General features: G+C 69.2%; 20 protein-coding genes and 1 pseudogene. 5 read left to right on the forward strand and 16 right to left on the reverse strand.

The annotated features are described in order from the left end of the window. Nucleotides 1–9: 9 nt before the first annotated feature. Nucleotides 10–801 (reverse strand): annotated as a pseudogene (locus tag PU630_RS15940) (EamA family transporter); the annotation flags it as partial. 62 nt (nucleotides 802–863) lie between these two features. Further along, a complete protein-coding gene (locus PU630_RS15945) occupies nucleotides 864–2,156 on the reverse strand; it encodes a serine hydrolase domain-containing protein (protein ID WP_275278044.1) in 1,293 nt (430 codons plus the stop codon). A gap of 101 nt (nucleotides 2,157–2,257) precedes the next feature. Between PU630_RS15945 and PU630_RS15950 the strand changes: the two genes are divergently transcribed. Beyond that, nucleotides 2,258–2,563 carry a DUF2470 domain-containing protein gene (locus PU630_RS15950; protein ID WP_275278045.1) on the forward strand — a complete coding sequence of 102 codons (306 nt, stop codon included), beginning with the start codon at nucleotides 2,258–2,260 and terminating at the stop codon, nucleotides 2,561–2,563. A gap of 361 nt (nucleotides 2,564–2,924) precedes the next feature. Further along, entirely contained in the window at nucleotides 2,925–3,578 is a 654-nt protein-coding gene (locus PU630_RS15955) for a biliverdin-producing heme oxygenase (protein ID WP_275278046.1), read from the forward strand. A gap of 51 nt (nucleotides 3,579–3,629) precedes the next feature. Here the strand turns inward: PU630_RS15955 and PU630_RS15960 are convergent, their stop codons facing one another. Continuing rightward, nucleotides 3,630–4,988 (reverse strand): ATP-dependent DNA helicase, encoded by a 1,359-nt coding sequence (locus tag PU630_RS15960; RefSeq protein ID WP_275278047.1) that lies wholly within the window; start codon nucleotides 4,986–4,988, stop codon nucleotides 3,630–3,632. Between the two features lie 122 nt (nucleotides 4,989–5,110). Between PU630_RS15960 and PU630_RS15965 the strand changes: the two genes are divergently transcribed. Continuing rightward, entirely contained in the window at nucleotides 5,111–6,280 is a 1,170-nt protein-coding gene (locus PU630_RS15965; protein ID WP_275278048.1) for a hypothetical protein, read from the forward strand. 240 nt (nucleotides 6,281–6,520) lie between these two features. Here PU630_RS15965 and PU630_RS15970 read toward each other — a convergent pair whose 3' ends face one another. From PU630_RS15970 to PU630_RS15995, 6 genes are all read right to left on the reverse strand, one after another. Then, on the reverse strand, nucleotides 6,521–8,512 hold the full coding sequence (locus PU630_RS15970) for a bifunctional copper resistance protein CopD/cytochrome c oxidase assembly protein (RefSeq protein ID WP_428982012.1): 1,992 nt from the start codon (nucleotides 8,510–8,512) through the stop codon (nucleotides 6,521–6,523). A gap of 178 nt (nucleotides 8,513–8,690) precedes the next feature. Next, the gene (locus tag PU630_RS15975) at nucleotides 8,691–8,978 is read right to left on the reverse strand and encodes an HU family DNA-binding protein (protein WP_275278049.1); all 288 of its coding nucleotides are present in this window, start codon (nucleotides 8,976–8,978) and stop codon (nucleotides 8,691–8,693) included. Nucleotides 8,979–9,491: 513 nt separating this feature from the next. Next, the gene (rpsN, locus tag PU630_RS15980; RefSeq protein ID WP_275278050.1) at nucleotides 9,492–9,797 is read right to left on the reverse strand and encodes a 30S ribosomal protein S14; all 306 of its coding nucleotides are present in this window, start codon (nucleotides 9,795–9,797) and stop codon (nucleotides 9,492–9,494) included. Between the two features lie 4 nt (nucleotides 9,798–9,801). After that, nucleotides 9,802–9,972 (reverse strand): 50S ribosomal protein L33, encoded by a 171-nt coding sequence (gene rpmG / locus PU630_RS15985; RefSeq protein ID WP_029145259.1) that lies wholly within the window; start codon nucleotides 9,970–9,972, stop codon nucleotides 9,802–9,804. After that, nucleotides 9,972–10,208, reverse strand: coding sequence for a 50S ribosomal protein L28 (gene rpmB, locus PU630_RS15990; RefSeq protein ID WP_005051771.1), 237 nt, complete (start codon nucleotides 10,206–10,208; stop codon nucleotides 9,972–9,974). Before rpmB ends, rpmG begins: the two co-directional genes overlap by 1 nt. A 464-nt stretch (nucleotides 10,209–10,672) precedes the next feature. Beyond that, nucleotides 10,673–11,434, reverse strand: coding sequence for an SDR family oxidoreductase (locus PU630_RS15995; protein ID WP_275278051.1), 762 nt, complete (start codon nucleotides 11,432–11,434; stop codon nucleotides 10,673–10,675). Between the two features lie 102 nt (nucleotides 11,435–11,536). On the opposite strand from PU630_RS15995, the gene PU630_RS16000 reads away from it, so the two are divergent. Next, nucleotides 11,537–12,373, forward strand: a complete 837-nt coding sequence (locus PU630_RS16000; RefSeq protein WP_275278052.1) for a helix-turn-helix transcriptional regulator — start codon at nucleotides 11,537–11,539, stop codon at nucleotides 12,371–12,373. A 115-nt stretch (nucleotides 12,374–12,488) separates the two neighbouring features. Here PU630_RS16000 and PU630_RS16005 read toward each other — a convergent pair whose 3' ends face one another. The 3 genes from PU630_RS16005 to PU630_RS16015 all read right to left on the reverse strand — a co-directional run bounded on the left by PU630_RS16005 (nucleotide 12,489) and on the right by PU630_RS16015 (nucleotide 14,498). Continuing rightward, nucleotides 12,489–13,334 (reverse strand): IS3 family transposase, encoded by an 846-nt coding sequence (locus tag PU630_RS16005; RefSeq protein ID WP_275278053.1) that lies wholly within the window; start codon nucleotides 13,332–13,334, stop codon nucleotides 12,489–12,491. Beyond that, nucleotides 13,331–13,639 carry a transposase gene (locus PU630_RS16010; RefSeq protein ID WP_275278054.1) on the reverse strand — a complete coding sequence of 103 codons (309 nt, stop codon included), beginning with the start codon at nucleotides 13,637–13,639 and terminating at the stop codon, nucleotides 13,331–13,333. Before PU630_RS16010 ends, PU630_RS16005 begins: the two co-directional genes overlap by 4 nt. A gap of 133 nt (nucleotides 13,640–13,772) precedes the next feature. Continuing rightward, nucleotides 13,773–14,498 carry a DNA-3-methyladenine glycosylase gene (locus PU630_RS16015; RefSeq protein WP_275280123.1) on the reverse strand — a complete coding sequence of 242 codons (726 nt, stop codon included), beginning with the start codon at nucleotides 14,496–14,498 and terminating at the stop codon, nucleotides 13,773–13,775. A gap of 93 nt (nucleotides 14,499–14,591) precedes the next feature. Between PU630_RS16015 and PU630_RS16020 the strand changes: the two genes are divergently transcribed. Further along, nucleotides 14,592–15,311: a glutamine amidotransferase-related protein gene (locus PU630_RS16020; protein WP_275278055.1), complete on the forward strand. Its 720-nt coding sequence runs from the start codon at nucleotides 14,592–14,594 to the stop codon at nucleotides 15,309–15,311. Nucleotides 15,312–15,317: 6 nt separating this feature from the next. On the opposite strand, the gene PU630_RS16025 is transcribed toward PU630_RS16020, so the two are convergent. The 4 genes from PU630_RS16025 to PU630_RS16040 form a co-directional block, all read right to left on the reverse strand. Then, entirely contained in the window at nucleotides 15,318–16,796 is a 1,479-nt protein-coding gene (locus PU630_RS16025) for a hypothetical protein (protein ID WP_275278056.1), read from the reverse strand. After that, a complete protein-coding gene (locus PU630_RS16030) occupies nucleotides 16,786–17,667 on the reverse strand; it encodes a TIGR03943 family putative permease subunit (protein ID WP_275278057.1) in 882 nt (293 codons plus the stop codon). The genes PU630_RS16025 and PU630_RS16030 overlap by 11 nt, the downstream gene beginning before the upstream one ends. Next, nucleotides 17,657–18,550 carry a permease gene (locus tag PU630_RS16035; protein WP_428982013.1) on the reverse strand — a complete coding sequence of 298 codons (894 nt, stop codon included), beginning with the start codon at nucleotides 18,548–18,550 and terminating at the stop codon, nucleotides 17,657–17,659. Before PU630_RS16035 ends, PU630_RS16030 begins: the two co-directional genes overlap by 11 nt. 139 nt (nucleotides 18,551–18,689) lie before the next feature. Beyond that, nucleotides 18,690–19,127 (reverse strand): Fur family transcriptional regulator, encoded by a 438-nt coding sequence (locus PU630_RS16040; RefSeq protein ID WP_275278059.1) that lies wholly within the window; start codon nucleotides 19,125–19,127, stop codon nucleotides 18,690–18,692. Between the last annotated feature and the right edge of the window lie 122 nt (nucleotides 19,128–19,249).

The raw sequence follows: 19,249 nt of genomic DNA on the forward strand, positions 1-19,249 counted from the left end.
GGGGGATGCCGCGGCCTCCGAGACCCCGGAACGCACCGCGCCCACGCCCGCGACGATCACCAGCGCGATGCCGATCAGCTCGAACAGGACGAGATCCTGTCCCAGCAGCACGAAGCCCGCCAGCGCCGCGGTCGCCGGCGCCATGCTCATCAGCACCGCGAACGCCGATGCCGGCAGCCGGCGCAGCGCGATGAGCTCGAACGCATACGGGATCGTGCTCGACAGCAATGCGACCGCGGCGCCCAGGCCCAGCACCTCGGGGCGCAACAGCGCCGAGCCCGCGGAAACGATGCCGAACGGCAGCGACAGCAGCGCACCGATGCCCATGGCGATGGCGAGGCCGTCGAGCTTCGCGAACCGCCGCCCCACGCGCGACGCCGCCAGGATGTAGAACGCCCAGCTCGCCGCGGCGCCCAACGCGAAGAGCACGCCGAGCGGGTCGATGCGGTCCCATCCTCCGCCGCCCAGGCACAGCACGCCGATGAATGCGATCCCCGCCCAGAGCCAGGCGCTCGCTCGGCGGCTGATGATGAGCGAGAGCACGAGAGGCCCGAGCACCTCGATCGTGACGGTGACGCCCAACGGCAGCCGCTGCAAGGCGAGATAGAACAGCCCGTTCATCGTCGCCAGCACGACGCCGTAGCCGAGAACGGCGAGCCAGTCCGATCGCGTGCGCCCGCGCATCCGCGGGCGGGTCAGCACCAGCAGCACGAGCGCTGAGAACACGAGGCGCAGCATCACCATGCCCAGCGGCCCCACGGAGGGGAAGACGAGCACGGCGATGGCGGCGCCGGCATCCATGCACAGCTCGCCGACGACGACGAGCCCCGTGGCCCAGAACGCGCTCGAGCGCGTCGACGCGCTCACTTCTTGGGTGCTGAGCAGATAGCTTCGCCGGCGACGACGTCGTGCGACTGCTCGGCGGTCCAGGGCAAGCCCACCGCCACGGCCTTCTCCCCCGACGCCGCCGGGGCCTTCACCGCGATGGCAGCGAGTTCGCGAGCCAGCGCCGCGACGACGTCAGCACCGGCCGACGAGTTGTTGAGGACGACAGCGACAGTGAGCCCGCTGTGGGGGTCGGAGAATGCGGCGGTCAGGTAGCCGCGCACAGAGCCGTACCCGCCGATGAAGCTGCCGACCTGCACGGCGCCTCCGCTGGTCGTGAACCACGTCGGTGCCGACGACGACACGGGCAGTGGCTCGGCGAACCGGGTCTTGCTCTTCACGAGGGTGCGGGCCGCCAGCGCGTGAACGTAGGTGGCGAGGTCGGTGATGTTGCTCACGACACCCGAATCCGAGCCGCCGTAGCTGGCCGACGCCTCGCTGACATCGGTCTGCTTCGCGCACTCGTACGCGCCCGACTTGTCTTTGGAGGCCAGGTAGAAGCCGTGCAGCGCGGTCGACGAATCGACGACCGGCAAGCCTGCGGCGCTTCCCGGAAGCTCCGTGTGCGTCATGTCCAGCGGATCGAAGACCTCTTCTTCGTACAGCTCGCGCATGGTCTTGCCGCTGGCCCGCTCAAGCGCGAGGCCGAGAAGCTGGTATCCGGCGTCAGAATCCCGGTAGGAGACGCCGGGCCTGACCTCGCCCGACACTTCGCCGACGCCGTAGCCGACCAGTTCACGCGGGTCCCACACGCGCGTCGGGTTCGTCACCGACTGGCCCCCGAGCATGGTGTCGTACGACCCCAGCCCGCTCGTGCCGTCACACAACTGTTGGAGCGTCACGTCGGTGAACCGCGGCATCCCGCCGACATAGTCGGTCACGGGGTCGTCGAGCTTGACGGTTCCCTTGTCATCGAGCGCGTAGAGCACGTCACAGGTCATCGCACGGGTGATCGGGCCGGCACGGAACGTCATGTCGACGTCGACCGGGGTCTTGCTGTCGGGCGAGACGGTTCCCAGGCCCTTCTGCCAGCTGCCGCTCCACGGCACCCAGACGCCGACGATCGCGCCCGATGAGCCCGTGGCGGTCATCGCGTCTTCGACCGCGCCTTGCAGCGCCTTCTGCGTGTCGGAGGGCAATGTCTTGTCGGGCGCGAGAGTCGCGAGACCTCCGGCAGCGGCGTCGCCCGAGCAGGACGCCAGTCCGAGGGTGAGCGCGACCGCGGCGGCGACGATGGCCGTCGCGCGCTTCATTCCGGAGCGGATCTGCATCCTCACCCCCCGTGATCGTGCAATAAGCATTCAAACACACCTTGCGCGCCGGCTCTGTGCTCGCCGGGCGCAGGTGACGCGCAATTACGTAGGCTTTCGGCATGCCCCATGTCTTCGACACTGACGCCGTAACAGCAATCCTGACCCACATGAACGGCGATCACACCGATGACAATCTGCTCATCGTGCGCGCGTTCGGCGAGCCCGATGCTGTCTCCGCACGCATGATCGGGCTGGACGGCGAGGCCGGTGAGTGGGAGGCGACGGGGGTGGATGCCGCGGCCACCACCGTGCGCGTCCCCTGGCCCGGCGGCCCGATCACCGAGCGCCCGGCCGTGCGCAAGGCCGTCGTGCTCGTCTACCGCGAGGCGTGCGCGCGCCTGGGCGTGGAGCCGCGCTCGCACTGAGACCCGGCGCGGGCGCCGCGCTCGCACTGAAGCCAGGCGCGCGCGCCGCTGCCGGGCCGCGGTGCCGGGCCGCGCATCCATCGCCATCTGCCGCGCGCACTCGGCACCCTTCGCGCGCCGGCACACCGGTGTCCCTCTCGTTCGGTCGTCGCAGATTGCCGATTTTTCGGAGCGGGACCGTCATCTGTGACGACGGAAGATCGGAGCGACGATTCGGTCGTCACAGATGACCGTTTTCGTCGCTCAGAACCGTCATCTGTGACGACGGAAGCAGGGACGACGGGATGCCGCGGAGCCGACTCCTGCGCGGGCCAAAGGAGAATTAGCTTAGGTAACCCTTATCTTCAGCTATATTGAAGGCATGTCGCAGCCGATCTCCTTCTCGTCCGCACTGCGCGAGCGCTCGGGTGCTGCCCATGCCGGCAGCGAGCACTCCGGCTTCATGTCCGACCTGCTCCGCGGCGAAGGCACCCGCGAGGACTACATCGCCCTCGTCGTGCAGCACTGGTACGTCTACGCAGCCCTCGAAGCCGCGACCGAGCGGATGCGCCACGACCCGATCGCAGCACCTTTCATCAGCGACCGGCTGACCCGGCTGCCCGCGATCGAGGCCGACCTCGAGTTCCTCATCGGGCCCGACTGGCGCGACCAGATCGCTCCGTTGCCGGCCACCCGCCGTTACGTCGAGCGGATCTCACAGGTCGGCGCCGTGTGGGCCGGCGGTTTCGTCGCGCACCACTACACGCGCTACCTCGGCGACCTGTCGGGCGGGCTGTTCATCGGGCGCGTCATGCAGCGCCGCTTCGGCTTCGAGACCAACGGCATCGGCTTCTACCTCTTCGACGACATCGCCGATCCGGCCGAGTTCAAGAACGTGTACCGGGAACAGCTGGATGCCGCCCCCTGGGACGACGTCGAACGCGAGCGCGTCATCGACGAGGTGCTGTTGGCCTACCGCTTCAACACCGAGCTGTTCGAAGACCTCGCCGCCGCGAAGGACGAGCTCGTCGCCTGAGTCCCGGTCCGCCAGACGCGCGGGCCGCAGCCGCAAACCCGCATCAAGTCCTCAGACCGCGCCCGCCCGCACCCCGGCCATGAACCGCTGCACGTCCGGGTCGACCTGGATGTCGCGCGGCCGTAGCGGGCGCGTCAGGTACAGCCCGTCGAGTGAGGTCAGCCGCGACAGCGCCACGTACGTCTGCCCGGGGGCGAAGGCTCCCGCGCCGAGGTCGATGATCGCGCGGTCGTAGGTCTTGCCCTGCGACTTGTGGATCGTCACCGCCCACGCCAGCCGCAGCGGAAACTGCGTGAACTCGGCCGCGATGTCGCGGGTCAGCGCCTTCGTGCGCGGGTCGTACGCGTAGCGGAACTTCTCCCAGACACTGGGCTCGACGTCGTGCTCTTCGCCGTCGACGTCCACCCGCACGGTGTCGCCCGCGATGCGCGTCACCGTGCCGATCGTGCCGTTCACCCAGCGCGGCGGCCCGCCCTTCGACGCGACGTCGTTGCGCAGGAACATCACCTGCGCCCCGATCTTCAGCTGCAGCTCGACGTCGGCGGGATAGGCGTCGCCGCGCCCGAAGTCGCCGCTCACGTCGGCCATCGCCGTCTGCGCGCGCCCCGGCAGGGCGTTCAGATGCTTCTGGTTGATGGCCGTGACCCGGTCGTTGCGCGTGGCGAGCGTGATGATCGGCGGCTCTCCCGCGACCTGCTCGGGCGGGCGCCGTGCGCCGGTGTCGTTGAGCACCTTCGCGATGTCAGCGGTCACGTGACCGTGCCGCACCGCGTTGAGCATCGCCTTGAACCCCGGATCGGATTGACGATGGATGTCGCGCAGCTCGCGGATGTGCAGCTCGGCGCCATGCCGCCCGAGATCGAGCAGACCCGAAGAGTCGGGGGCCTCCCCCGCCCACACATGCGCGTCGAAGAACCAGAACGACCGGTAATGGTCGCTCACATAGCGTGCCTCGTCGCCGCGCGGCGGCACCGGAGCGAGCTGGTACGGGTCGCCGAACATGACGACCTGCACACCGCCGAACGGCTCGGCGCGCCGGCCCCGCGCCGTGCGCAGGGCCCGGTCGACGGCATCCATCAGATCCGCGTTCACCATCGAGATCTCATCGATCACGAGCGTGTCGATCGCGTTCAGCAGCTTGCGGGTCGCGTCGGACTGCGGCTCGTCTTTGGTGCCGATGAGCCCGATCGGCAGTTTGAACAGCGAGTGGATGGTCTGCCCCTCGACGTTCAGCGCCGCGACACCGGTCGGGGCGCAGACCGCGACCTGTTTCTGCGTGTTCCAGGCGAGGTGCTGCAGCAGCGTCGACTTGCCGGTGCCCGCGCGACCGGTCACGAACACGTGGTCACGGGTGTCTTCGATGAGGCGGAACACCTCCTCCTGCTCGGCGGAGAGGGAGGGAGCGGTCACCCGATCAATGGTACGGGGGTGGATGCCGCATCCCGCCCGGTTCTCCACAACCGCGTCCCACGTGTGCGGCGTTCTGCGTCATTCCCCAGGCTCGGACCGGGCCTCTTTCCTAGACTGGAGCCGTGGAAAAGGAGGCGCTGGACGCCGCGAAGCCCCCGGGCACACCCTCCGGCCCACCGGCGATGCCGGCGGGCGCCACCACCATGCCCCCGCCTGCGCTTCACACGCAGGCGTCGCCGGCCCCCGGCATCCCCCCGCGCAACGCCCACCCGGTGCGCGATCTCATCGCGGTCGGACTCACGGTCGCCGTACTGCTGGCGGCGCTGGCGGTCGGCGGCTTCTTCGTCTACCGCGCCCTCTACAGCCCGTCGGCATTCGTGCAGCACTATCTGTCGCTGCTGGCGAACGGCCACGCCGCCGATGCGCTGAAGGTGCCGGGTGTCGCGATCGACCGGTCCGATCTCGAGAAGGCCGGCCTGCCGAAGGATTCCTCCGAGGTGCTGCTGCGGCAGTCGGCGCTGTCGAGCCTCACCGATGTGCAGATCGTCTCGGAGACGCCGGAGGACGACGGCGACACGGCCGTCGCGGTGACGTACAAGGCCGGCCGGTACGCCGGCGTCACGACGTTCGAGATCGCCTCCGACGGCTGGGCGGGGTTCGTGCCGGTGTGGCGCTTCGCCCGCAGCCCGCTGGCGGTGATCGACCTCAGCGTGCACGGCTCGATGACGTTCCAGGTGAACGATTTCCGCCTCGACAAGCGGCAGGTCGCCCTGGCCGGGACCGCCGTCGACCCGGCCGACCCCGTGCCCATGCTCGTGTTCTCGCCCGGTGTGTACTCGATACGGGTCGACACGACGATCTCGTACTCCCAGGGCGTGGCCGTTCTCTCGGACGCCCCTATGAAGGATGTGCCCGTCGAGGTGCAGACTCAGCCCACCGACAAGTTCGTCGCCGTCGTGCAGGACCGCGTCGACGACTTCCTCGAGCAGTGCGCGACGCAGCAGGTGCTGCAGCCGACCGGCTGCCCGTTCGGCTACGTCGTGCACAACCGGCTCGCGGGGCTGCCGCACTGGTCGATCGACCAGGCGCCGAAGGTCGACGTCGTACCGTCAGGCGAAGGGTGGGCGATCCCCGAGACCGACGGCAAGGCGCACATCGTGGTCGACATCCAGTCGATCTACGACGGGTCGATCACGCACCTCGACGAGGATGTGCCGTTCACCCTCGTGGGGACCATCGACATCAGCGCGAACGGCGCCGCCTCGATCCGGGTGAGCGAACCCGGCTCGTGATCTGAGGCCGGCCGGCGCGGCCACCGGCCCGCGGCATCCCCTCACTGCCCTCACGCGCGCTCGCCACCGTCGCCCCCCTCACCACCCCTCCGAATTCATATGGAACCGTCCCACGCACATCAAACCGTCGGCAGTTTGATGTGCGTGGGACAGATTCATATGAATTTGGCGCCAGGGGGCGCCCGAGTTCATATGAATTTGGCGCCAGGGGGGCGCCCGAGCACCTCATGAGGCCAGGGCTCAGGATCCGAGCCGGGCCTCGCGCTCGGCCGCGCGCGCGTCGCGATCGGCCATTGCAGCGAGCCGCTCGTTGTAGGCGACCAGCTCGGCGTCGCCGGTGCGGTCGGCGTGCCGATCGCGGCGCTTCTGCACCTTCTCGTCGTTGCGCGCCCATTCGATGCCCACGATCACCGCGAGGATCAGGGTCGGGATCTCGCCCACCGACCAGGCGATGCCGCCCCCCACGTACTGGTCGGCCATCGGCGTCGCGCCCCAGGTGCGCCCCATCGACCCGAACCACTCGGCGACCATGAGCCCGCTGTGCATCATGATCGTGATGCCGAAGAACGCGTGCGTGGCCATCACCAGAATGAGGATGACGATGCGCATCGCGTACGGCAGCCGCGACGGCACCGGGTCGATGCCGACCAGCGACTGCACGAACAGATAGCCCGAGATGAGGAAGTGCACGATCATCCACTCGTGGCCGAGGTGGTCGTACATCGCCCAGCGCAGCAGGTCGGTGAAGTAGAAGATCCACAATGACCCGGCGAAGATGGCCGCCGCCACGATCGGGTTCGTGATGACCTTCGCGTACGGACTGTGCACGGCCCACATGATCCACTCGCGGGCGCCACGCGTGCCGTCGTGGCGCTTGTCGATGGCGCGCAGCGCGAGCGTCACCGGGGCGCCCGGCACCAGCAGCATGGGGATCGCCATCGTCAGCAGCATGTGCCCCATCATGTGCACGCTGAACAGGTAGTCCTGATACGCGTTCAGCGGCCCGCAGGTGACCCACGCCAGCAGCGCGAGCCCGAGCAGCCAGAACACCGTGCGCTGAACCGGCCACTTGTCGCCGCGCCGGTGCAGCCGACGGACGCCGGCGAGGTAGAAGAAGGCGCCGAACGCGCACACGAGCGCCCAGAGCAGGTCGATCTCCCACTGGGTGAACCAGCGCGCGAGGGTCAGCTCGGGCGGCAGCGGCGCCCCGGTGAGGATCTCGGCCGGTGTCTCCGACAGCGGTACTTGGGCGCCCGCCGGCGGAGGCGTGCGCGCGAGCGCGACCGCGACACCGCTGGCCAGGCCCATGATCGCGAGCTCGACGACCACGAAGCTCCAGAATCGACGGCGGGATGCCGCATCCCGCCGCACCCGCGAGATCAGCCGCGTGCGGTACACGGCTCCCAGCAGGCCGAGCAGCACGAGCGCTGCGGTTTTGACGAGCACGAGCTGGCCGTATCCCGAGGTGAACAGGCCGTCCAGCCCGCCCAGGCCGACGATCGCCCGGGCGACGCCAGAGACGGCCACGACGACGAACGCGATGATAGCGATCGTGGAGTAGCGGCCGAGCAGGTCGGCCATCTGATCCTTGTCGAGCAGCGGACGCACGACGATCAGCAGCACGAGTCCGCCGACCCAGACGGCGGCGCCGATCATGTGCAGGATCATCGCCGTCACCGCGATGTTGTGCGACGCCAGATCGCCCGAGTGCCCCTGCGTGCCCATCGGCACCAGCGACGCGAGAGCGAGAATCGCAACGAGCAGCGTCGCCGTCCAGCCACGGACCACGTACGTGAGGATCGTCAGCACCGCGCCGGCGAGCGTCGTGATGAGCCAGGTGATGCCTGCCTCGGTCGTGGTCAACCAGGTGCCCAGCTGCGAGCCGAACGTGTTGTCGAGCCCGACCGTCGGGTTGAAAGTGAGCACGAAGGTCAAGAATCCGGTGGTCGCCGAGGCCACCGTGAAGACACCGGCGGAAAGGGATGCCACGGCCAGCGCCAGCTCGAACGGCTTCTCGCCGACCTTCAGGCCGAACAGAGCGGTCACGAGCGTGCCGCACATGCCCGCGGCCGTCAGGTTCACGATCATCGTGACCAGCGGCAGTCCCCAGCGCACGACCGGCCCCGGGTCGCCCAGCGGCAGGGTCGCGGCCCCTCCGCCATAGGCGAGCGCCCACAGCGCCGCGACGAACGCGGCCACGACGAGGAGCGCGGGTCCGGCCGCCCGCAGCACGCGCGCCGAGCCCTCGCCCGCAGAGGCTCCGCGCGGCGCGTCGGTCCGGCGCGGAGAAGCAACGGGGATCACCCCTCAAGCCTAAGCGTCGGTGGAGGGGCGAAGCTCGCTCGAGCGCGCAGACAAGGGGAGAGGGGGATGCCGCAGCTCGCGGCATCCCCCTCTCTTGACGTCCGTCTTACTTGACGGCTGCCTTCAGCTTCGAGCCGGCGGTGACCTTCACGCGCTTGCCGGCCGGGATCTTGATCTCGGCGCCGGTCTGCGGGTTGCGGCCGGTGCGGGCAGCGGTAGCGACCTGCTCGAAGGCGATCCAGCCGGGGATCGAGACCTTGCTGCCCTTGGCGACGGCCTCGGAGACCGTGGCGAAGAGCGAGTCCAGGACGCCCGAGACGGTGGCCTGGCTCTGGCCGGTGGCGCTCGCGATGCTCGCGACGAGCTCGGTCTTGGTGATGGACTTGTCAGCCATGTGGGTGTGTCCTCCAGACGGCGGACCCGCCGCCTTTATCTACGGAACCGGAAGACGTTGTGCCCCCGGCTGGTCTGTTCGACCGGGTCCGAATGTACCAAGAATCCGCGGAATCATGCGGATTTCGGGGCGTCCCGGCCATTTTCGCCCGGCGTGTCGGGCGAAAGCGTGTGACGGGTGTGACAGAAGTGACGCATGGGACGCATTGGGCCGAGGCATCCCGAATCTCCGGCTGATCGGCCCGAACGCCGATCGCGCCCCATCCCGAATCGGTGAGAGAACAGCTGGTGGACGAGGATGCGGTTGTTTCCCTCTCTCTCGTCCGCCCGTTGTTCTCTCACGGAGCGGAGGTCGAGGAGGAAGGGTGGATGCCGCGGGCGCGGATGCCGCGGACGGGGATGTCGCGGACGCGGATGCCGCGGACATGACGAAGGCCGGAACCCCTGAGGGGCTCCGGCCTTCGTGGAAGCGGTTGCTACCAGCTCGACTGTGCCGTTCGGACGCGAGCTGGTTTCACCAGCTCGACTTGGTCACGCCGGGCAGTTCGCCACGGTGCGCCATGTCGCGGAAGCGGACACGCGAGATGCCGAACTTCGACAGGTTGCCGCGCGGGCGACCGTCGATGACGTCGCGGTTGCGCAGACGAACCGGCGACGCGTTGCGCGGCAGCTTCTGCAGGCCGACGCGAGCGGCCTCGCGCTGCTCGTCGGTCGCGTTCGGGTCGATGAGCTGCTTCTTCAGCTCGGCGCGCTTCTCGGCGTAGCGGGCGACGACCTCGGCACGCTGGTTGTTACGCGCGATCTTGCTCTTCTTGGCCATGAGATCAGCGCTCCTCTCGGAATTCGACGTGCTTGCGCACCACCGGGTCGTACTTCTTCAGCACGATGCGGTCGGGGTTGTTGCGGCGGTTCTTGCGCGTCACGTAGGTGTACCCCGTGCCCGCGGTCGAACGCAGCTTGATGATCGGACGGACGTCCTGTGCCTTCTTGGCCATCAGAGCTTCACACCCTTCGCGATCAGGTCCTTCACGACCGACTCGATGCCGCGCGCGTCGATCACCTTGATGCCCTTGGCGGACACATTGAGCGTGATCTTACGACCGAGCGACGGCACGTAGTAGGTCTTCTTCTGCACGTTCGGGTCGAAGCGGCGCTTCGTCCGGCGGTGCGAGTGCGAGATGTTGTGACCGAAGCCGGGAACCGCTCCGGTCACCTGGCACACTGCAGCCATGGTGATGTCTCCTTCTGTACCGTGACGCCGGACGGCGTCACCCAAGATCCCTTGTCTGCACCCACGACACGACCCGGTCTTGCGACCGGCGATCATGAAGAGGGAGCGAACTGCGTGCTGGAGTGCGCGCAGACAAAGAGCAAGTCTAGCATGGCGGGGCGTGTCGCCTTGACGTGAAAGCGGGGATGCGGCGGCCGCCGTCCCATCGACCGGCTCGCGCATCCCCGCCGGGACGATCAGCGCTTGCGCGCCTTGACCGTGCCTTCCGCGGCCTTCTCCCTCTTGAGGGCACGCTTCTCCTTCAGCGTGGCCTGCGGCGTCTTCTTGGCGGTGTTCTTGTCTGCCATGGTCGATACTCGCTTCCCATTTCACAGCTGGCGGGTATTCCGAGTGACCATAGCCCACTTCCGAGAGGAAGTCACTTCCTGCGGTCTGACCGGGAGATTCGGGATGGATGCCGCGGCTCAGGCCGCCGCGTGCGGGTCGAGCCGGTTCAGCGTGACGACGGTCTGCGCGTAGTCACCGCGCACCTCGCCGAAGCGCAGGAACTTCACGTTCTCGACGAGGATCTCGTGCGCGTCGGGCTGGTCGCGCAGCAGTGCCAGCGTCTCGTCGGCGAAGTCGTCGAGCGGCATCGCGAACGGGCTCTCGCTCTGACCGGGCAGCAGCTCGGTCGCCACGGCTGGCGGGACGAGCTCGATCACCCGCACGCTCGTGTCTGACAGCTGCAGGCGGATCGACTCCGACAGCTGGTGGATCGCGGCCTTCGTGGCGTTGTACGTCGGGGTGACCGCAAGCGGTGTGTGGGCCAGGCCGCTGGAGACGGTGATGATCGCCGCGTCGGGCCGGGCCTGCAGCTGCGCGGTGAACGCCGCGATCAGTCGGATCGGCCCCAGCAGATTCGTCGCGACCATCTGCTCGGCGTCGGCGACGAAGTCGGCGTTGCGCCAGTCCTCGATCCGCATGATGCCGGCCATGGCTATCAGCACGTTCAGGTCGGGATGCGCGGCGATGACCTCGTCCGCGGCCTGACGGATGCTCTCGGGGTCGGCGGTGTCGATGCGGACGGTGTCGAAGCGGTGCTCGGCGCGCAGCTGTGCGAGCACGTCGGTGCGGCGCCCGCCGATGACGACGGTGTTCCCCGCGGCCTGCAGACGGAGCGCGAGGGCCAGGCCGATGCCACTGGTCGCGCCGGGGATGAAGACGGTGTTTCCTCTGGTGTCCATGTCTCCACCATCTGCGGCATCCCCCCGCCGTGTAAGAGACCCGTCGATCGGGGGATTCGCGATCCCTGGTTGCCGCGGTGGCGACGCCCCAGAATGGAGGGCATGGACCGTACCGGCCTCGCCGCTTTTCTCCGCACGCGCCGCGAGGCGCTGCAGCCCGGCGACGTCGGACTGCCCGACGGCGCGCGGCGGCGCGCGCCCGGCCTGCGCCGCGAAGAGGTGGCGCAGCTGACGGGCATGTCGGTCGACTATTACACGCGGCTCGAGCAGAGCCGGGGACCGCAGCCGAGTGAGCAGATGCTCGCGGCGCTCGCCCGCGCGCTGCGGCTGACCGACGACGAGCGCGACTACCTGTTCCGAGTCGCCGGGCACACCGCGCCCGACCGGCTGGGGTCGCTCCCCCACGTCGCGCCGGCGCTGCTGCGAGTACTCGACCGGCTCGACGACACCCCGGCGATGGTGCTGTCGAACCTCGGCGAGCAGCTCGTCGCCAACCGGATGGCACAGGCGCTGTTCGGCGACGTCTCGGCGCGCACAGGGCTTGCCCGCAGCGACGTCTTCCGCTGGTTCACCGAGCCTGCCTCGCGCGAGGTGTACCCCGAGGATGACCGAGCCCGCCAGTCACGCGCGCTGGTCGCGAACCTGCGCGTCGCGTACGGGGCGATGGGGCCGCGGTCGCGTGCCGGCGAGCTCGTACGCGCGCTGCAGGCGGCCAGCGACGAGTTCGCCGGGTTGTGGGAGCGGCACGAGGTCGCCAAGCGGTTCGAAGATCACAAGACGCTCGTGCACCCCGAGCTGGGGCCGATCGAGCTGGACTGCCAGGTGCTGTTCACCGAGGACCAGGCGCAGGCTCTCCTCGTGCTCACCGCCGCGCCGCACACCGTGGCTGCGCAGAAGCTCGAGCTGCTGTCGGTGCTGGGCACCCAGCGGTTCGGCTGAGGGCGCGCAGCACGGCGACTCGATTTGCCGTGCACAGCGTCGGCGTTCCGCCCCGACACGCCGTCATCCGCGCGTGGGGTGACCCGCTTTTGCTGGACAGGGTCCGTTGTTTTGATCATGCCACGTGCTGTAGTTGCTCGAGGTGTTCGGCGGGGGTGTGGTAGTCGAGGCTCTCGTGGAGTCGTTCGTTGTTGTATCGGGCGACGTACTCGTCCACGGCCGCGGCGGCGTCTTGGCGGTTCAGGAACGTGACACGGTCCAGGTGCTCGCTCTTCAGCTTCGAGAAGAACGATTCGGCAACCGCGTTGTCCCAGCACTGGTAGTGGGCACCCATCGATCGGCGGATTCGGTGCCCGCACGCCCGGGCGAACGCCCGGGAACGGTATTGGATGCCGTGGTCGGAGTGGAAGATCGCGTCGGGCGCGACGATCCCGGTCGCCCGGGCCCGACTCAGTGCCTGGATGACCAGCTTTGCTGTCTGAGTGCGTGCGCACGCGTAGCCGAGGACCATCCGGGTGGCCACGTCGATGACCGTCGCCATATACAGCCATCCCTGCCCGGTGGGGATGTAGGTGATGTCGGAGACGAGGATCTCGCCCGGCTCGTCGGAAGTGAACTCACGCCCCACCAGATCCGGCGGATCCGCGGGACGCGCTTGGCGTTGCTTTGCCCGCTGGAACTGGCGTTGCGCGATGAACCCGACCATGCCGTGAACCCGCATATACCGGGCGATCGTCTTCCGGTCGCGGACGATGCCCCGCCGGGCCAAGGTCGCCGTCACCTTCCGATACCCGTCCATGCAGCCCGTGCTGGTGAACGCGTCATCGATCTGCAAGACCAGTTCGGTGCGTGCCTGCCGGGCCGCCGATCCACTCATCCACTCGTAATACGCCGACCGCGACACCTCCAGTCGCTGGCACAGGTACGCGACAGGGAAGTGCTCCCTCAACCGGGTGATCACCGCGTACCGTTCGGTCCGTGATCGCGTTCCCGGAGGAGGGCACCCGCTTTTTTTAGGAACTCGACCTCACGCCGCAGCGAGGCGTTCTCCCGCTGCAACCGCAACAGCTCCGTCACACGTTCCGGGGACATCGTCCCGTCCGGATCGATCTCCGCACGCTTCGCTTTCGCGATCCACGCTTCCAGCGTGCGAGGCACCATCTTCAGCTCCTCAGCCGCTTTCTGCGCCGATAACCCCGACTCCCGGTAGAACGCGACCGCTGCAGCCCTCTGCTCCGGCGTAGGCCGCTTCTTACGCTCTTTCACACTCACAGTCTCCAATCTTCGGAAGACTGTCCGGCAAACCCGGGTCACCCCAGCGTTTCGCGCGGCGTTTCGTCCCCAATCCCCGACGGCGTGTACGGGGGCCGCGGCATCCACCCACATGCGGCCACCTCGCTCAGGAGGCCGGATGCAGGCGGGCGGATGCCGCGGCCTCGGCCGCTCCCCGACCCCACCGGAACGGCGACACGGTGCGGTCGCCGGCAATCCAGAAGCGCCACGGGAACGCGTCGGTGCCGGCCACCCCGGCGATACCCACGCGCGGGCCTGCCGCAACCGGATCGAGGGGCTCATCGCGCAGCAGCAGGCTGGCGACGGCGCCGCCACGCGGCATCCCGTCGACCACGTCGATCCCGTCGTGCAGCGCGTGTTGCAGGCCCATGGCGTCGCCGAGACGTCCCGGCCCGCGGGCGAGTTCGCGATCGGTGCGCGCGGCAGGGCGACGCACCCGCGCGAGCTCGAGACCGTCGACCACCTCGCCAGCGCGCAGCAGGATTCCCCCGGCCTCGCCTTCGGCCCCGCAGACGACGTTGACACAGGAGTGGATGCCGTGGCTCAGGTACACGTAGAGATGCCCGGGCTCGCCCCACATCGTGGCGTTGCGCTTGGTGTATCCCATCCGCGCGTGTGACCCGGGATCGGGCACCGGACCGGTGCCCTTGCCGTGGTACGCCTCGACCTCGGTGATGCGCAGCGCGACCGTCTCGTCGCCGAGGGCGACGGTGAGGATGCCGCCCAGCAGCCGCGGGGCGACCTCGAGAGGCAGCGGCTGAAGCTCGTCGCGCGTCGCGGCGTGGAACGACGCCGCACGAGCGGGCGCTGGTTCGGAGAGCTGATCTGTCATGGCACGGCGGGCACGGCGCCCGTCTCCACGATACGCCCGGTGCTGCGGCATCCCTCCACCCCACGGCGAGCGCGCGCGGCCTAGAATCGCGCCATGCCGCTGGTGACCCTCTGCGTACGACCGCAGCGCGCGGCCGCGCGCGCCGAGTACGCGTCGTTCCTCAGCGAGACCGGGCTCGACGAGGGCGCGCTGCAGTTCCATGACCTGACCCGCGAGCCCCTCCCCGCCGATGCCTTCGAGCGGTGGTCGGGGTTTCTCATCGGCGGCAGCCCGTTCAACGTCACCGACGACGACAAGTCCGACCTCCAACTCCGGGTGGAGGCAGACCTGGAGCAGGTCGCGGCGGCGGCCGCGGCATCCCGCACCTCCGCGCTGTTCACCTGCTACGGCATCGGAGTCGTGACCAGGATGCTGGGTGGCGAGGTGTCGCGCGAGTTTCCTGAGCCGACCGGCCCGACGCCGGTCTGGTTGACCCCGGCGGGCGTCAACGACCCGATCACCGCCGCGATGGAGGACGAGTTCGTCGCCCTCTCGGCGCACAAGGAGGGGTCGGGCACCGTGCCGCCGGGCGCCGTGCTGCTGGCCACGAACCTCGCCTGCCCGGTGCAGGCGTATCGCGTGGGCGACCGACTGTATGCCACCCAGTTCCATCCCGAGTCGACGCCGCTGCCGTTCACCGAGCGGATGTCGTTCTACCGCGACGGCGGGTACTTCTCGGTGGGCGACTACGACGAGATCGCGGGTCGGGTGCTGGCGACGCCCATCATCGAGCCGGCGCGGATGCTGCGCTCGTTCGTGCGCACGTGGGGGTGAGCCGCGTCACTGCGCGAGCGTCGGGGGCACCTGGCACCACGACGCGTCGAAGCCGCTGACCGTGTGCACCTCGGTGCCGTCGTCGAGCGACACGATGTGGGTGACGACCTTCTGCGGCATGGGCAGCAGGTAGTCGTCGTAGTCGTTGTGCACGCTGTCGGGCGCCACCGTGATGGCGGCGTACTGGCCGCTCGGCGACACGCACGTCTGCTGGATCGCGTCGTCGACCGGCATCTCGAAGACCGGGGTCGCGGTGCCGTCAGCGGCCACGCGATAGATGGTCGTGCCCTCGGGCGCCCCGCTGTCGGCGCCCGATCCGCCGGCGACGTCGAGCACGGTGTACGGCTGCACCGAGCCACCGGCCTGGCCCGGCAGCGGGGTGACCACCCCGCGGTGACCGGGAACCTTGGAGCCGTCGCGGGTGGAGTTCACCAGCGGCGCGATGGTGCCGTCTGTGAGGTCCACGGTGACCATGCCGTCAGCGCGCTCGACGTACGCCACCGACGAGCCGCGGGCGATGCCGTCGATGACATTGCCGGTGCCGAGGTCGGCGGCGTCGTCGCCGGAGGGGCCGGCCAGCAGCATCCGTCCGTCATACGACAGGACGAGGATGCTGTCGCTGTCGGGCACGAAGCGCCAGTCGGCGACGCGCGGGTCGTCGCCGCTGACGGTGACGGCGGCGGGCTTCGTGTCGGCGGCGCTGTCTTTGAGCGACGCGGTGTAGAGCCGGCTCTCGCGCGCGCCCTCGTCGCCGAGGTTCGCGTCGGAGTACGTGTAGCCGATCAGCTCGCCGCGGTCGGCGCTCTGCAGCCGGGTGACGGTGCCATTGCCGGGCAGCGGCAGCTGGCGCCGGTGGCGTCCGTCGAGATCGGTGACCACGAGTGCGGTCTTGCCGTGTGCGTCGAGGGTCGCGGCGACGAGGTGACTGCTCGTGGCCCGGAAGTCTTCGATGTGGTCGGCGCGCAGCACCGCCTGCGGGTCGGATCCGTCGAGCCGGGTGCGCACGATGCGGTCTTCGGCAGAGCCACGCTGCAGCAGGTACATGTCGGCATGCGAGGTGGTGAACGTCTCGGTGACGGTCGTGGTGCGTCCGCCGCCCAGGCCCGCGACGTCGTGGAACGTCACCGTGTAGTCGGTGGCATCGTGCAGCGGCAGCGTGAATCGCACGCCCATGGTGCGGCCCGCGGTGTCGACGGTGAACTCCGCCGCCGGCTCGACGGTGACCTGACCAGCGGTGATCGTGTGCAGCGATTGGTTCATCGTGACGATCAGCCGCGCGCCCGAGGCTGTGGCTGCGGCATCCGGATCCACCTGCACCGCGGTTGCGCGCGGGCCCTGCGCGCTGCCGACGGCGGCGCCGGCAAGGCCGAGCACGGCGAGCACGCCGATGACCGCCGCGAAGCCGCCGAGGAACGCGCGACTGCGCCGGCGGCGGGATGCCGCGCGCCGGGTGGCCGGCTCGTGAAGACCCGACTCAGTACTCATACGGGTCCTCGGGCTCGGCGATGGGGGTGACCTTGGTCGCGTCGATCTGGAGGGTGCCGGATGCCGCGGACCGCACAGTGCCCGTGACGCTGACCCATCGGCCGGTCGCGGGGGCCTTCGCGCCGGTGGTGATCGGCACGCTCGCCGGCTGCGCGTCGATGACGCAGTGCGTGATGACAAGGCGCGTGAGGTCGAAGGCGCCGTCGTCGCCGGGCGTCACGAACCCGGTGAGGGTCACCGCGTCTCCCTCGAACGCGTCGGGGTTCGTCGCCGATGCGAACACGCTCGCCCAGTCGCCGACCCCGAAGGTCGTCGTGTCACCGTGGACGGCGAGGTTCACGGCATCCGCCCCCGCGAACAGCGGAGCCGCTCCGACGTCGCGCGTCTGCGCGATCTCGGCGGAGAGCGACGCCGGCGGCAGCAGCAGGACCGACACGGCGACGAGGGATGCCGCGGCGCCGCCGGCCGCGGCGAGTGCGGGCCCCACCCGCCAGGGCCCCGAGCGAGGAGCGCCGTGGTGTACATGCGCGCTCTGGGCCGGCGAATTCATATGAATCTGTCGCGTGGACATCAAACTGCCGGCGGTTTGGTGTTCGTTGGACAAATTCATATGAATTTGGCGGGCTTCGCCAGGGGTGGGGGTCGGGCCGTGGTCGTGGCCGTGGTCCTCCTCGGCGCCCAGCGGCAGCAGGAAGCTCAGGCCCGCCCCGACCAGGAGCAGCACGGCCATCGGGATCGCGAACCAGTTCGACGACGGGTTGATGTAGAGCGCGAGGCGCCCGGTGATCGCCAGCCCCAGCGTCACCACGGCCAGGCACGAGGCGAGCCCGACGCCGAGCCAGCGGTTCCACAGTGCTCTTCTACGCGACAAGGTTCACCCCCGCGGCGATGGCGAAGGCCGCCAGCAGCACGGTGATCACCATGCCGACCAGCACTTTGGTGGTGAACGTCGTGCGCAGCAGCGCGAGCATCTTCACGTCGACGAGCGGACCCACCAGCAGGAACGCGACGATCGACCCGGGTGTGAACGTCGAGGCGAACGAGAGCGCGAAGAACGAGTCGACGTTCGAGCAGATCGACACGATCATGGCCAGCAGCACCATGGCCACGATCGAGAAGACGGGGTTCGAGCCGATCGCCAACAGGGCGTCGCGCGGCACGAGTACCTGCACGGCTCCCGCGACAGCCGACCCGATCACGAGCGCGGGCATCACGGCGCGCAGTTCGACCAGGAACTGCGCGAGGCTGCGCCGCCACCGGTCGCCGGGCTCGTGGGTCACGGCCTCGCACGCGTCGCGGAAGCGGTCGGTGACGAGGGCATCGGGGTCGGGATGCCGGCTGTAGAGCCAACCGATGAGGTTGGCGATCGCGTACCCGCCAAGCAGGCGGGCGATGAGGATCCCGTCGGAGAACCCGAACGCCTGGTGCGTCGTGATGATGACGATCGGGTTGATGATGGGCGCGGCCACCAAGAACGTGAGCGTCTCGGGCACGCTGAAGCCGCGCATCATGAGGCCGCGGGCGAACGGCACGTTTCCGCACTCGCACACCGGGATCAGCATGCCCAGCAGCGAGAGCACCGCCCGCCGCGCCCAGGCACGGCGCGGCATCCATCGCTCGATCGCCCCGGGTGGGATCCACACCTGCACGACGATCGACAGCGCGACGCCGAGCGCGACGAACGGCAGCGACTCGATGAGCACGCTGATCGCGAGGGTCAGGCCGTCCTGCGCGCGGGTCGGCAGATCGGGCATCAGGCCGGGCACGAGCGCGTTGAGCGCGAACAGCACCGCGACCAGACCCACTCCGAGGCCGATCGCGACCGTGCGACGGGTCGCTGCAGACACCGACAGCCGAGCCGTCGGCGGTTCGTGCGCCGGCGCCCGCGTCACGTCAGTCTGCGCTCGCCTCGACGTCGACGTGCCCGGACTGCCCGGCCTGCCGCTTGGCGGTGCACACCGGACACAAGCCGAAGATGTCGACCACGTGCTCGGCTTGGGTGAAGCCGTGGCGGGCCGCGGTGGCGCGGGCCCAGTCTTCGACGTCGGTCGCGGCGATCTCGACGGTGCGCCCGCACGAACGGCAGATCAGGTGGTGGTGATGGCCGTGCGTCGAGCAGGCACGGTACAGGCTCTCGCCCTCGGGGCTCTGCAGCGAGTCGGCGTCACCGGCCGAGGCCATGTCAGAAAGCGCCCGGTACACGGTCGCGAGCCCGATGCCGGTGTTGTCGTCACGCAGGGTCGCGTGCAGAGTCTGCGCGCTGACGAATCCCTGCGCGTCGGTGAGCGCCTCGCGAACGCGTTCGCGCTGCCAGGTGTTCCGCTGGGCCATGGTTCGAGTCTAGGACGGGCTGCCGGAGGAAGGCCTGGGAGCTACCGATGCGCGACACGTGCACACCGCGCACGAGCGCGCAACCCGCTGTCGAGCAGAGAGCGCGGTAGTTATGGTGAGGG

Source organism: Microbacterium horticulturae (assembly GCF_029094505.1).
Classification (GTDB): domain Bacteria; phylum Actinomycetota; class Actinomycetes; order Actinomycetales; family Microbacteriaceae; genus Microbacterium; species Microbacterium horticulturae.

Bases quoted from the DNA above. Each gene is read 5' to 3' on its own strand.
- PU630_RS15945 (WP_275278044.1), bottom strand. From the start codon at position 2,156: ATGCAGATCCGCTCCGGAATGAAGCGCGCGACGGCCATCGTCGCCGCC.
- PU630_RS15950 (WP_275278045.1), top strand. From the start codon at position 2,258: ATGCCCCATGTCTTCGACACTGACGCCGTAACAGCAATCCTGACCCAC.
- PU630_RS15955 (WP_275278046.1), top strand. From the start codon at position 2,925: ATGTCGCAGCCGATCTCCTTCTCGTCCGCACTGCGCGAGCGCTCGGGT.
- PU630_RS15975 (WP_275278049.1), bottom strand. From the start codon at position 8,978: ATGGCTGACAAGTCCATCACCAAGACCGAGCTCGTCGCGAGCATCGCG.
- rpsN (WP_275278050.1), bottom strand. From the start codon at position 9,797: ATGGCCAAGAAGAGCAAGATCGCGCGTAACAACCAGCGTGCCGAGGTC.
- rpmG (WP_029145259.1), bottom strand. From the start codon at position 9,972: ATGGCCAAGAAGGCACAGGACGTCCGTCCGATCATCAAGCTGCGTTCG.
- rpmB (WP_005051771.1), bottom strand. From the start codon at position 10,208: ATGGCTGCAGTGTGCCAGGTGACCGGAGCGGTTCCCGGCTTCGGTCAC.
- PU630_RS15995 (WP_275278051.1), bottom strand. From the start codon at position 11,434: ATGGACACCAGAGGAAACACCGTCTTCATCCCCGGCGCGACCAGTGGC.
- PU630_RS16000 (WP_275278052.1), top strand. From the start codon at position 11,537: ATGGACCGTACCGGCCTCGCCGCTTTTCTCCGCACGCGCCGCGAGGCG.
- PU630_RS16015 (WP_275280123.1), bottom strand. From the start codon at position 14,498: ATGACAGATCAGCTCTCCGAACCAGCGCCCGCTCGTGCGGCGTCGTTC.
- PU630_RS16020 (WP_275278055.1), top strand. From the start codon at position 14,592: ATGCCGCTGGTGACCCTCTGCGTACGACCGCAGCGCGCGGCCGCGCGC.
- PU630_RS16025 (WP_275278056.1), bottom strand. From the start codon at position 16,796: ATGAGTACTGAGTCGGGTCTTCACGAGCCGGCCACCCGGCGCGCGGCA.
- PU630_RS16035 (WP_428982013.1), bottom strand. From the start codon at position 18,550: ATGCCCGATCTGCCGACCCGCGCGCAGGACGGCCTGACCCTCGCGATC.
- PU630_RS16040 (WP_275278059.1), bottom strand. From the start codon at position 19,127: ATGGCCCAGCGGAACACCTGGCAGCGCGAACGCGTTCGCGAGGCGCTC.